This is a genomic window from Erwinia sp. B116 (assembly GCF_002865965.1).
In the GTDB taxonomy this organism is placed as follows: domain Bacteria; phylum Pseudomonadota; class Gammaproteobacteria; order Enterobacterales; family Enterobacteriaceae; genus Erwinia.
Map to the genome: position 1 here is coordinate 39772 of NZ_JRZZ01000003.1, position 11840 is coordinate 51611.

At 61.1% G+C, this 11840-nt stretch carries 11 protein-coding genes and 1 pseudogene; 4 read left to right on the forward strand and 8 right to left on the reverse strand.

Annotated features, from left to right (window positions below; genetic code table 11):
• Window positions 1–50 precede the first annotated feature (50 nt).
• The 4 genes from cysC to cysG are packed head-to-tail and all read right to left on the reverse strand — an operon-like array spanning window position 51 to window position 4430.
• Window positions 51–656 carry an adenylyl-sulfate kinase gene (cysC, locus tag NV64_RS03035; protein WP_056232141.1) on the reverse strand — a complete coding sequence of 202 codons (606 nt, stop codon included), beginning with the start codon at window positions 654–656 and terminating at the stop codon, window positions 51–53.
• Complete coding sequence (gene cysN, locus NV64_RS03040) at window positions 656–2083, reverse strand: sulfate adenylyltransferase subunit CysN (RefSeq protein ID WP_056232138.1); 1428 nt, start codon at window positions 2081–2083, stop codon at window positions 656–658. Before cysN ends, cysC begins: the two co-directional genes overlap by 1 nt.
• A gap of 9 nt (window positions 2084–2092) precedes the next feature.
• Window positions 2093–3001, reverse strand: a complete 909-nt coding sequence (cysD, locus tag NV64_RS03045; protein ID WP_056232136.1) for a sulfate adenylyltransferase subunit CysD — start codon at window positions 2999–3001, stop codon at window positions 2093–2095.
• A 13-nt stretch (window positions 3002–3014) separates the two neighbouring features.
• A complete protein-coding gene (cysG, locus tag NV64_RS03050) occupies window positions 3015–4430 on the reverse strand; it encodes a siroheme synthase CysG (RefSeq protein ID WP_056232364.1) in 1416 nt (471 codons plus the stop codon).
• Window positions 4431–4646: 216 nt separating this feature from the next.
• Between cysG and NV64_RS03055 the strand changes: the two genes are divergently transcribed.
• Both NV64_RS03055 and NV64_RS03060 read left to right on the forward strand, forming a co-directional pair.
• A complete protein-coding gene (locus NV64_RS03055) occupies window positions 4647–4913 on the forward strand; it encodes a hypothetical protein (protein ID WP_146005438.1) in 267 nt (88 codons plus the stop codon).
• Window positions 4914–4927: 14 nt separating this feature from the next.
• Window positions 4928–5212 (forward strand): YciI family protein, encoded by a 285-nt coding sequence (locus tag NV64_RS03060; RefSeq protein WP_056232132.1) that lies wholly within the window; start codon window positions 4928–4930, stop codon window positions 5210–5212.
• On the opposite strand, the gene NV64_RS03065 is transcribed toward NV64_RS03060, so the two are convergent.
• The 4 genes from NV64_RS03065 to cysJ all read right to left on the reverse strand — a co-directional run bounded on the left by NV64_RS03065 (window position 5209) and on the right by cysJ (window position 10826).
• The gene (locus tag NV64_RS03065; protein ID WP_056232129.1) at window positions 5209–6387 is read right to left on the reverse strand and encodes a M20 aminoacylase family protein; all 1179 of its coding nucleotides are present in this window, start codon (window positions 6385–6387) and stop codon (window positions 5209–5211) included. The two genes, NV64_RS03060 and NV64_RS03065, sit on opposite strands and share 4 nt — an antisense overlap.
• A 188-nt stretch (window positions 6388–6575) precedes the next feature.
• Window positions 6576–7307: a phosphoadenylyl-sulfate reductase gene (locus NV64_RS03070; protein WP_101505298.1), complete on the reverse strand. Its 732-nt coding sequence runs from the start codon at window positions 7305–7307 to the stop codon at window positions 6576–6578.
• Window position 7308: 1 nt separating this feature from the next.
• Complete coding sequence (cysI, locus tag NV64_RS03075) at window positions 7309–9036, reverse strand: assimilatory sulfite reductase (NADPH) hemoprotein subunit (protein ID WP_056232124.1); 1728 nt, start codon at window positions 9034–9036, stop codon at window positions 7309–7311.
• Window positions 9036–10826, reverse strand: a complete 1791-nt coding sequence (cysJ, locus tag NV64_RS03080) for an NADPH-dependent assimilatory sulfite reductase flavoprotein subunit (RefSeq protein WP_101505299.1) — start codon at window positions 10824–10826, stop codon at window positions 9036–9038. Before cysJ ends, cysI begins: the two co-directional genes overlap by 1 nt.
• A gap of 288 nt (window positions 10827–11114) precedes the next feature.
• On the opposite strand from cysJ, the gene queD reads away from it, so the two are divergent.
• Together queD and NV64_RS23335 are read left to right on the forward strand one after the other, a co-directional pair.
• Entirely contained in the window at window positions 11115–11474 is a 360-nt protein-coding gene (gene queD, locus NV64_RS03085; protein WP_048917133.1) for a 6-carboxytetrahydropterin synthase QueD, read from the forward strand.
• 84 nt (window positions 11475–11558) lie between these two features.
• Window positions 11559–11840, forward strand: a pseudogene (locus NV64_RS23335) (DNA-binding protein); the annotation flags it as partial.

The following is an 11840-nucleotide window of genomic DNA, read 5'->3' on the forward strand; positions in this document are numbered from 1 at the left end:
TGCCGCCCCCCGCCCGGCTGCCCCTGAAAGCGGCGCAGGCCAGAAATGTCTTAGGGTTTGATAATATCGCGCTGGCGCAGCAGATCTAACAGTTGAACGGTTAAAGTTGTTACCAATTGTTCGCCATCCAGATGAATTTCCGGTCGTTCAGGCGCTTCATACACCGCGTCGATGCCGGTGAAGTTACGCAGCTCACCGGCGCGCGCCTTCTTGTACAGCCCCTTCGGATCGCGCGCTTCACAGGTCGCCAGCGGCGTGTCGACAAACACCTCGACAAAGCGCCCTTCGTCCAGCAGGTCACGCACCATCTGCCGTTCGGCGCGGTGCGGTGAGATAAAGGCGGTCAGCACCACCAGCCCGGCGTCAGCCATCAGCTTCGCCACCTCACCCACCCGGCGGATATTCTCTTTGCGATCGTCATCGCTGAAGCCGAGGTCCCGGCACAGGCCGTGGCGCACGTTGTCACCGTCGAGCAGATAGGTGCTGACGCCGGCACGGTGCAGCGCCTGTTCCAGCGCCCCGGCCACCGTCGATTTACCCGATCCGGAAAGCCCGGTAAACCACAGCACCGCGCCCTGATGGCCGCGCTGCTGTTCCCGCTCCGCACGCGTTACCGCGTGCGAATGCCACACCACGTTGTCGTCGTGTTCGGCCATTACTGACCGCCCAGCAGATCGCGTGCGTTCCAGTGCGGGAAGTGACGACGTACCAGCGCGTTCAGCTCCAGCTCAAAGGCGCTGTAGTTGCCCGCGGCCTGTGCCGTTTCCGCCAGCGGCTGGCGCACCATGCCGGCACCGACGGTGACGTTGCTCAGACGGTCGATCAGGATCAAACCGCCGGTGACCGGGTTCTGCTGATACGGATCCAGCACCACCGGTTCGTCAAAGATCAGATCGACCAGGCCAATGCCGTTCAGCGGCAGTGTGTCCGCCGCGTGCTGCGCGAGGCTGTTAATCTCCACCTGATGCTGAATTTTTTCCACCCGCGCGCGGGTTTTCTTGCCGGCGATCTTAACGTCGAAGCTCTGGCCCGGCGTTAGCGCCTGTTCCGCCATCCACACCACGTCCACCGACGCGCCGCGCACCGCCTGCAGGTCGGCATCGGCGTCCACCAGCAGGTCGCCACGGCTGATGTCGATCTCATCTTTCAGTACCAGGGTAATGGCTTCACCGGCGTGCGCCTGCTGCAGGTCGCCGTCAAAGGTGACGATGCGCGCCACGGAAGATTCGACGCCGGAAGGCAGCACCTTAACGCGCTGGCCGACCTCAATCACCCCGGAGGCCAGCGTACCGGCGTAACCGCGGAAGTCGAGGTTCGGGCGATTCACGTACTGCACCGGGAAGCGCACCGGCTGCTGTTGCGCCTCACGCTGCACCTCAACGGTCTCCAGCACGTCGAGCAGGGTCGGGCCGCTGTACCAGTTCATCGCCGCGCCCGGTGCCGCCACGTTCTCCCCTTCCAGCGCCGACAGCGGCACAAAGCGGATATCAAGGTCGGCAGGCAGCTGGCCGGCGAAGTCCAGATACTCCTGCTTAATCTGCTCAAAACGTTCCTGGCTGTAGTCAACCAGGTCCATTTTGTTCACCGCCACCACCAGGTGTTTGATCCCCAGCAGCGTGGAGATAAAGCTGTGGCGACGGGTCTGATCCAGTACGCCTTTACGCGCGTCGATCAGCAGGATCGCCAGGTCACAGGTTGAGGCACCGGTGGCCATATTACGCGTGTACTGCTCGTGGCCAGGGGTGTCGGCAATGATGAACTTGCGCTTCTCGGTAGAGAAATAGCGGTAGGCCACGTCAATGGTGATGCCCTGCTCGCGTTCGGCCTGCAGGCCGTCGACCAGCAGCGCCAGATCAAGTTTCTCGCCCTGGGTGCCGTGGCGCTTGCTGTCGTTATGCAGCGTCGAGAGCTGGTCTTCATAGATCTGCCGCGTATCGTGCAGCAGGCGGCCAATCAGCGTGCTTTTGCCGTCATCGACGCTGCCGCAGGTGAGAAACCGCAGCAGGCTCTTATGCTGCTGCGCGTGCAGCCAGGCTTCCACGCCGCCCTGGTCAGCGATCTGTTGTGCAATAATGGTGTTCATGACGGCTCCTTAGAAATAACCCTGGCGTTTCTTCAGCTCCATGGAGCCGGCCTGATCGCGGTCAATCATCCGCCCCTGGCGTTCGCTGGTGGTGGAAACCAGCATCTCTTCAATGATCTCCGGCAGCGTGCCGGCTTCCGACTCAACGGCACCGGTCAGCGGCCAGCAGCCGAGGGTGCGGAAACGCACCTTACGCTGTTCGATCTTCTCGCCCGGCTGCAGGTCGATGCGATCGTCATCGATCATCATCAGCATGCCGTCACGCTCCAGCACCGGACGCTCGGCGGCCAGGTACAGCGGAACAATCTCGATATTTTCCAGGAAGATATACTGCCAGATATCCAGCTCGGTCCAGTTGGAGAGCGGGAACACGCGGATGCTTTCGCCTTTGTTGATCTGGCCGTTGTAGTTGTGCCACAGCTCCGGGCGCTGGTTTTTCGGGTCCCAGCGGTGGAAGCGGTCGCGGAACGAGTAGATACGCTCTTTGGCGCGCGACTTCTCTTCGTCACGGCGGGCACCGCCGAAGGCGGCGTCAAAGCCGTACTTGTCCAGCGCCTGCTTCAGACCTTCGGTTTTCATGATGTCGGTGTGCTTGGCGCTGCCGTGGACGAACGGGTTAATGCCCATCGCCACCCCTTCCGGGTTACGGTGGATCAGCAGCTCGGCACCGATGTTCTTCACCGTGCGGTCGCGGAATTCGTACATCTCGCGGAATTTCCAGCCGGTATCAACGTGCAGCAGCGGGAACGGCAGCGTGCCCGGGTAAAAGGCCTTGCGCGCCAGGTGCAGCATCACCGAGGAGTCTTTACCGATGGAATACATCATCACCGGGTTGGAGAACTCTGCCGCCACTTCGCGGATAATATGGATACTCTCCGCCTCCAGTTGACGCAGATGAGTCAGTCGTTTTTGATCCATAACACCTTTTTCCTCAAGCCAAATTCACAACGGCGGACTCGCGTCCGGCCTGCTGTGCAGAATGTTGATACCACGCCAGCTGCTGATGCAGCTTCACCACTTCGCCAATCACCAGCAGCGACGGGGTAGGAGCCTCAGCGGCCAGCGTTTCCAGCTGTTCCAGGGTGCCGGTCAGCACCTGCTGATCCTGACGGGTGCCGCGACCGATCACCGCCACCGGGGTCTGCGGATCGCGGCCGTGAGCAATCAGTTCGCGGGAGATATCCCCGGCTTTGGCGCTGCCCATATAGATCGCCAGCGTCTGGCGGGCGCGGGCCAGCGACGGCCAGTCGGTGCCGGCACCGTCGGCGCGGCACTGGCCGGTAATAAACAGCACGCTCTGCGCGTAGTCACGGTGGGTCAGCGGAATGCCGGCGTAAGCGGTCGCCCCGGCGGCAGCGGTCACGCCCGGCACCACCTGGAACGGAATGCCGGCCGCCTTCGCCGCCTGCAGCTCTTCACCGCCGCGGCCAAAGATAAAGGGATCGCCGCCCTTCAGGCGCACCACGCGCTTGCCCTCCAGGGCCAGCTTCACCAGCAGGGCATTGGTCTGCTCCTGCGACAGCACGTGTTCGCTGGCGCGCTTGCCCACGCAGATGCGGTCGGCGTCGCGGCGCACCAGGTCCAGCACTTCCGGGCTGACCAGATGGTCATACAGCACCACGTCGGCCAGCTGCATCACCTGCAGCCCGCGCAGGGTCAGCAGCCCGCTGTCGCCCGGCCCGGCACCGACGAGGATAATCTCTCCCTGCCGGGCTTCCGGTTCGCTGAGCTGCTGGTCGAGGGTCGCTTTCGCACCGCTAATGTTGCCGGAGCCGACCTGGCTGGCAAACAGGCCGTTAAAGGCCTTCTCCCAGAAGCGGCGGCGGTCGGACATTTTGCTGAAGCGGTCTTTGACTTTTTCCCGCCACTGACCGGCGATTTCCGCCATCTGCCCGAGGTTAGCGGGCAGCAGCGTTTCAATCTTCTCACGCAGCAGCCGCGCCAGCACCGGCGCGGTACCGCTGGAGGAGATCGCCACCACCAGCGGGGAGCGATCGACGATAGACGGGAAGATAAAGGAGCATTTCGGCTGATCATCGACCACGTTGGCCAGCAGGTAGCGATCGGTGGCATCCTGGAATACCTGGCCGTTCAGCTCGCCGTCGTCGGTGGCGGCAATCACCAGAAACACCCGGTCCAGCTGGCTGGCCTGGTAATCCGTTGCCAGCCATGCGATCTGCTGGTCAGCGTGCAGTTCAGCCAGCTCCTCGCACAGCTCGCGGGAGACCACCTGCACGCGCGCGCCGGCGCGACGCAGCAGCTCGATTTTGCGCGCAGCCACGTCGCCGCCACCCACCACCAGCACCGGTTTGTCTCTGATCTGAGCAAAGAGGGGAAGATATTCCACGAGGACCTTATCAATAATCACATAACGTTAACGGGACTATACGTTCCCACATTAAGTCTTATGAAATTACTATTTGGAATGAGTAGTTACCGAATGGAATAACGACCTGGTAAAGCAGCGAACAAAATGTGCTTAACGGATGATATTTCGGGCCTTTCGCCGCAAATGAAATTATGCAACCGTCCTCACACTTTCATACCGTGGTGACCAAATATTTTGCCTCGTTCGTCACGGGATGACGACTCAGGAATTCCGCTGCTCTCACGGCTTCGTGACGGCCTGTTGGTGATGCCGACCGGCCTGGGCCAGCCTGGCGGCCACTCTGCCGCGGGTGGTGCGCCGGCACTTCCCGCCGCCCTGCACAACCGGGCGCAACGTGATAACCTGAGCGGCATCGATCGCTCACCCGGGCACATCCCCCGCCGCCCCCATGACTGCGTGGCGGCGCTGCTGTTGCGGGTCCGCGAACTGACTACCCCCTGATAACGGAGTTCTGCATGTATATTGTGTTCCTGACCTACACCCGCCCGATGGAAGACGTGGAAGCGCTGCTGGAGCCGCACATTGAGTGGATTAACCGCTACTTTAAAGCCGGCGCCTTTATCAGCGCCGGGCGTAAAGATCCGCGCGATGGCGGCATGGTGATGGTGAGGGAGATGGACAGGAAACAGCTGGATCAGATCCTGGCGGAAGATCCGTTCCAGGCGGTGGCGCGCTACGACGTTACCAAAGTGAATATCACCCGCTCGGCGGATAAATTCAGCGGCCTGACCGGGATTTAATCGCAGGCCAGATAACGTTCGGTAATCCCCACCCACAGCGCCGCGCCGGGCACGATATTGGCATCGTTAAAGTCGTAGTGGCCGTTGTGCACCGGTACGCCGTTGGCCCCCTCGGTGCCGTTACCGATGTTGATATAGCACCCGTTAGGGTGCTGCTCCAGCATCCAGGCAAAGTCCTCGCTGGCCATCACCTGCACCCCGTCGTGGCATTTCGCTGCGCCAAACAGCTCAGTCCCTACCTGGCGGGCAAAGTCGGTCGCCTCCGCAGCGTTGATCAGCACCGGGCTGCCGGCGATGTGGCGCAGCTGCGCCGTGGCGCCGTAAGCCTGCGCGGTCGCGGTGGCAATCGTCCCAATCCTTTCCAGCACCTGCTGGCGCGCGGCCTTATCCAGCGTACGCACCGTCAGCTTCAGGCAGCCGCTGCCGGGGATCACGTTCGCGGTATCGCCCGCCTGCAGGCTGCCGATGGTGACCACCGCCGGGGCGAAGGGGTCGACGTTGCGTGCGACGATCGACTGCAGCGCCAGCACGATATGCGCGCATACCAGCACCGTGTCGGTGGCCTTATGCGGAAACGCCCCGTGGCCGCCCACTCCGTTAACGTCAATCTCAATCGTATCGCCGGAGGCCATGGTAACGCCCTGGCGGAAGTAAAACTCCCCGGCGGCCAGCCCCGGCAGGTTATGCATGGCAAACAGCATATCGCAGGGGTAGTTGTCGAACAGCCCCTCGTCAATCATCCGGCTGCCGCCGCACAACAGCTCTTCGGCAGGCTGGAAAATCAGGTTCAGCGTGCCGTTGAAGTTGCGCGTCGTCGCCAGATAGCGCGCCGCGCACAGCAGCATGGTGGTGTGGCCGTCATGGCCGCACATGTGCGACACGCCGGGATGCAGGCTGCTCCACGGCAGGCCGCTCTCCTCGACAATCGGCAGCGCATCCATTTCGGCGCGAATGCCGAGTACCCTGCTGCTTTTGCCCATTTTAAGAGTGGCGACCAGCCCGGTGCCGGCGATACCGCGCTGCACCTGATAACCCCACTCTTGCAGCCGCTCCGCAACCAGCTCGCTGGTGCGGTGTTCGTTAAAGCCGGTTTCCGGGTGTTGGTGGATAGCGTGGCGGACGCGGGTGAACTCGGCTTCCAGCGCGCCAACGCCTTGCAGAATGTGGTCAAACATGAAGTCCTTCTCCCTGCTGGTGGCCCCCGCGGAGGGGGAGAGATGGCCGGCCCGGCGTGCTGAGCCCGCCGACTATCCCTCCTAATCTAAGCCAGCCAGCGGCTGCGGGACATTCGTAAAAATACGATAAAAAAAGCCGCCCCCGGCAAACCAGGGGCGGCTTCATGGTACAACGGGCAGAGCAGCGGTTACTCGTGCAGACCGCACTCGCGTTTCAGGCCAAAGAAGCGCGTCTCTTCTTCTGCCATGCCCGGCTCCCATTTACGGGTGGTGTGGGTGTCGCCCACCGACAGGTAGCCCTGCTCCCGCAGCGGGTGATAGCCGAGGCCGTGCTGCTGCAGGTACTGATAGACCTGACGGTTGTCCCAGTCGATGATCGGCAACAGCTTGAACACGCCCTTCTTAATCGCCAGCACCGGCAGATGCGCCCGGCTGCCGGACTGATCGCGGCGCAGGCCGGCAAACCAGGTCTGCGCGTTCAGCGTCTGCAGCGCGCGGTTCATCGGCTCGACCTTATTGATCTGGTTATAGCGCTCAATGCCCTCAACGCCCTGCTCCCACAGCTTGCCGTAGCGCGCTTCCTGCCACGCCGCGCTCTGTGCGGCGCGGAACACCTGCAGGTTGAGATCCAGCTTCTCCGTCAGCTCATCAATGAACTGGTAGGTTTCCGGGAACAGATAGCCGGTATCGGTGAGGATCACCGGGATGCCCGGCTTCTGCCGGTTAACCAGGTGCAGGCTCACCGCCGCCTGAATGCCGAAGCTGGAGGTGAGCACCGCCTCACCGGGCAGGTTCTCCAGCCCCCAGATCACGCGATCCTCAGCGGAGAGCTTATCCAGCCGGTTGTTAATTTCGGCGAGCGCCATCACCTGCTCAACCTTCGGTAGTGCCTTCAGTGCGTTGAGATCGAGAACTGCCATATCACGCCTCTTTGACTTCCCAGAAATCCCGTGCCGGGTCGAGCACCGGAGCGATAATGCCGCTACGGATGGTGAAATCACCGAAGCCTTCATCTGCTTCGCGCTCGTTTGCCCAGCGACCAATCAGTTCATCAAGGGTAGCAAGGATCTGCTCTTCGTTGATGTTTTCGCGGTACATGCGCGGAATGCGCGTGCCCATGCGGTTGCCGCCCAGATGCAGGTTGTAACGCCCCGGGGCCTTGCCCACCAGGCCCACTTCAGCCAGCAGCGCACGTCCGCAGCCGTTCGGGCAGCCGGTCACGCGCAGCACGATGTGCTCATCGCCGACGCCGTGGCCGTTCATGATCCCCTCAACGCGGGTGACGAACTCCGGCAGGAAGCGTTCGGCTTCGGCCATCGCCAGCGGGCAGGTCGGGAAGGCCACGCAGGCCATCGAGTTTTCACGCTGATGGCTGACGCTCTCCATCAGGCTGTGGGCGACCGCGATCTGCTCAATACGATCTTTTTCAGCTTCCGGTACGCCGGCGACGATAATGTTCTGGTTGGCGGTCAGGCGGAAATCGCCCTGGTGCACGCGGGCGATCTCGGCGATGCCGCTCTTCAGCGGACGGCCCGGATAGTCCATCAGGCGGCCGTTTTCCACGAACAGCGTCAGGTGCCACTTGTTGTCGATGCCCTTCACCCAGCCGAAGCGGTCGCCGCGGGTGGTGAACGCATACGGGCGCGTCGCCTCAAGGGTAATGCCGGCGCGGCGCTCAACTTCGGCCTTAAAGACCTCCGGACCCACGCGCTCCATGGTGTATTTGGTTTTGGCGTTTTTACGATCGGTACGGTTGCCCCAGTCGCGCTGGACGGTGACTACCGCCGCCGCCACGTCGAGCACCTTCTCCACCGGCAGATAGCCCAGTTCGGTGGCGGTGCGCGCGTAGGTAGCCTTGTTACCGTGGTCGATAGACAGTCCGCCGCCCACCAGCAGGTTAAAGCCGATCAGTTTGCCATTCTCAGCAATCGCCACAAAGTTCAGGTCGTTGGCGTGCAGGTCAACGTCATTGTGCGGCGGCACCACCACGGTGGTTTTAAACTTACGCGGCAGATAGGTTTCACCGAGGATCGGTTCGACGTCGGTGGTCGCCACCTTCTCCTGATCCAGCCACACTTCCGCATAGGCGCGGGTCTGCGGCAGCAGGTGCTCAGAGAGCTTTTTCGCCCATTCGTAGGCTTCCTGATGCAGTTCAGACTCCACCGGGTTGGAGCTGCAAAGCACGTTACGGTTAACGTCGTTGGCGGTGGCCAGCGCGTCCAGCCCGACTTCGTGCAGCATCTGGTGCGCCGGCTTCACGTTGCCCTTCAGGATGCCGTGGAACTGGAAGGTCTGACGGTTGGTCAGGCGCACGCTGCCGTAAATGGTGTTATCGGTGGCGAACTTCTCAATCGCCAGCCACTGGGTCGGGGTGATGATGCCGCCCGGCAGGCGGCAGCGCAGCATCATCGCGTGACGCGCGTCCAGCTTCTGCTCCACGCGCTCGGCGCGGATGTCGCGGTCATCCTGCTGGTACATTCCGTGGAACCGGATCAGCAGGAAGTTATCGCCGTTAAAACCGCCGGTCAGGCCGTCGTTTAAGTCCTCGGCAATGCCGCCGCGCAGATAGTTGCTCTGTTTTTTCAGGCGCTCGGCGTCAACCAGCTTGCCTTCGACCACCAGCGGGCCCGGGTATTTGATATCGCTCATTAGTACACATCTCGCTGATAGCGGCGCTCAACGCGCAGCTCGCTTAAGAATTCATCTGCCGATTCGGTGTCCATCGCACCGTATTCGGCCACCACGTCCAGTAACGCCTGCTCAACGTCTTTCGCCATGCGGTTAGCATCGCCACACACGTAAATGTGCGCGCCCTCCTGCAGCCAGCGCCACACTTCGGCCCCTCTGGCGCGGATCTTATCCTGCACGTAAACCTTGTGTTTCTGGTCACGAGACCAGGCCAGATCGATATTGGTCAGCAGGCCGTCTTTGACATAACGCTGCCACTCCACCTGATAGAGGAAATCCTCGGTGAAGTGCGGATTGCCGAAGAACAGCCAGTTCCTGCCGGCCGCGCCTTCGGCGTCGCGCTGCTGCATAAAGGAACGGAACGGCGCGATGCCGGTGCCCGGACCAATCATAATCACCGGCGTTTCCGGGTTGGCCGGCAGGCGGAAGTTGTCGTTGTGCTCGATAAACACGCGGATTTCAGCGTCCTCTTCCAGCCGGTCAGCGAGGAAGCTGGAGGCACCGCCGGCGCGCGCACGGCCTTCAATCTCGTAGCGTACCGCGCCGACGGTAATGTGCACCTCGGTCTCGTTCTCGGCCTGTGAAGAGGCGATCGAGTAAAGGCGCGGGGTCAGCGGACGCAGCAGGCCGGTCAGCTGTTCGGCGTTCAGTTCGGTCGGCGCATAGCGCACCATATCGACGATCGGCGTGGTCTGCGCATAGTGCTGCTGCTGCGCTTTCTCCGCGGTCTGCGCCAGCAGCACCTCGTTACGCGACAGCTTTGCGTACTGCTCGACAATCTGCGGCGTGTTCACCGTCAGCTCATAGTGTTTCTGCAGCGCTTCGGCCAGCGGCAGCGTCTGGCCATGCACCCCGACCGGCTCGTCGCCCTTCAGCCACAGCAGGCCGAGCAGCTCCTGCACCAGCTGTGGATCGTTCTCAAACCACACGCCCAGCGCATCGCCCGGCTGATAGCGCAGACCGGAATCGCCGAGGTCGATTTCAATATGGCGCACGTCTTTATCGGAGTCCCGGCCGGTGATCTTCTGATTAACCGCTAAGCTGGCGGTCAGCGGTGCCTCTTTGCTGTACGGGCTGCTGTGGATTTCGTTAACGCTGCCGCTGGTGGCGACAGCCAGCTGTGCCGCGCCGGCGTCCGGCACCCGCGCCTTGAGAATATCGGTCAGCTGTTTGCGCCAGGCTTCTGCCTGCGCCGCATAGTCGACGTCCGCATCCACGCGATCGGCCAGCCGCTCTGCGCCCAGCTCCGCCAGTTTGCTGTCGAAATCTTTCCCTGCCTGGCAGAAGAACTCGTAGGAGGTATCGCCAAGGCCGAACACCGCAAAGGCGTTACCGTCAAGCTTCGGCGCTTTCTTCGACATCAGGAACTTATGTAACGCCACCGCTTCTTCCGGCGCTTCCCCTTCTCCCTGGGTGGAGGTCACCACCACCAGCAGTTTCTCCTGGGCGATCTGCTTGAACTTGTAGTCACCGGCGTTCACCAGGTTAACGTTCAGCTTCACCGCCAGCAGATCGTCACGCAGCTGTTCCGCCAGGCGACGGGCGTTGCCGGTCTGCGAGGCGGAGAGGATGGTCACGGCGGGGATTTCAGCGGCCGCCGGTGCCGGCGCGATCGCCGCACCAGGGGCCTGATTGACCATGCCCCAGAAATACCCGGACAGCCAGGCCAGCTGGGTTGGAGAATAATCACCGGTGGCGGCCTGCAGGCGGGCAAGCTGCTCCGGGTTTAACGGAAGCATGTTGGATGTCATTGCGTCGAAAATTCCACAGTCGAAGGTCTATAGGGGACAGGTTAAGGCCTGGTATAATAACCCTTAAATAAAGGTTGGAAATAATTAATAACCAAAATGACTAAGTGGTTTTTCGGGTAAGCGATAACACCAAAACAGGTTGATTAACCCTATATTTTTCATAAACTTAAAATCTGCATTTTCCGTTTACACTTTCACTTATTGGCATCCGCCGCTAAACGGGTGCGAAAAAAGCCGTTTTCCGGTATCCTGCCGCGGTTTTCCCGCTAAAAGACTGAGACTGCTATCATGGCCACCACGCTGTTTAAAGATTTTCAATTCGAAGCCGCCCACCACCTGCCGAACGTGCCGGCCGGGCACAAATGCGGCCGCCTGCACGGCCACTCCTTTATGGTGCGGCTGGAAATTACCGGCGAAGTGGACGCGCATACCGGCTGGGTAATGGACTTCTCCGAGATCAAAGCGGCTTTTAAGCCGGTCTACGATCGTCTGGATCACTACAACCTGAACGACATCCCGGGCCTTGAGAACCCGACCAGCGAAGTGCTGGCCGCCTGGATCTGGCAGCAGATGAAACCTGTGCTGCCCCTGCTGAGCGCGGTAATGGTCAAAGAGACCTGCACGGCGGGTTGCGTTTATCGCGGGTAAGTAATGCAGCAGTACAAAAAATAGTCATTGCACACTCCCTGTTTATTTGCGAAAATTTCGAATAAATGCTTTCAGGAACAGGCAATGACCACATTACAGAACAAGCTGCCTTCACAACATGAAGCCGAGCTAGCAAAACTTTGCAGCCGCGAACTTTCTGCCATCCTCGAAACGCGCGCTGAGACTCAGCAGGTCTCCGTGACTGATAAACGTGGCCAGGTCCATAATGTTCGTATTCCGGTCAACGCACTCCGTTTGCTGGTAGATGTGCTGACAGAGCTGGGTGAAGGTAACGCTGTTCGGCTGGTCCCGGTTGGTGCTGAGATGACCACTCAGGAAGCCGCTGATATGCTTAATATTTCCCGT

Excerpts from the sequence above, each read along its gene's own strand:
- cysC (WP_056232141.1), bottom strand. The coding sequence starts at position 656 with ATGGCCGAACACGACGACAACGTGGTGTGGCATTCGCACGCGGTAACG.
- cysN (WP_056232138.1), bottom strand. The coding sequence starts at position 2,083 with ATGAACACCATTATTGCACAACAGATCGCTGACCAGGGCGGCGTGGAA.
- cysD (WP_056232136.1), bottom strand. The coding sequence starts at position 3,001 with ATGGATCAAAAACGACTGACTCATCTGCGTCAACTGGAGGCGGAGAGT.
- NV64_RS03060 (WP_056232132.1), top strand. The coding sequence starts at position 4,928 with ATGTATATTGTGTTCCTGACCTACACCCGCCCGATGGAAGACGTGGAA.
- NV64_RS03065 (WP_056232129.1), bottom strand. The coding sequence starts at position 6,387 with ATGTTTGACCACATTCTGCAAGGCGTTGGCGCGCTGGAAGCCGAGTTC.
- NV64_RS03070 (WP_101505298.1), bottom strand. The coding sequence starts at position 7,307 with ATGGCAGTTCTCGATCTCAACGCACTGAAGGCACTACCGAAGGTTGAG.
- cysI (WP_056232124.1), bottom strand. The coding sequence starts at position 9,036 with ATGAGCGATATCAAATACCCGGGCCCGCTGGTGGTCGAAGGCAAGCTG.
- cysJ (WP_101505299.1), bottom strand. The coding sequence starts at position 10,826 with ATGACATCCAACATGCTTCCGTTAAACCCGGAGCAGCTTGCCCGCCTG.
- queD (WP_048917133.1), top strand. The coding sequence starts at position 11,115 with ATGGCCACCACGCTGTTTAAAGATTTTCAATTCGAAGCCGCCCACCAC.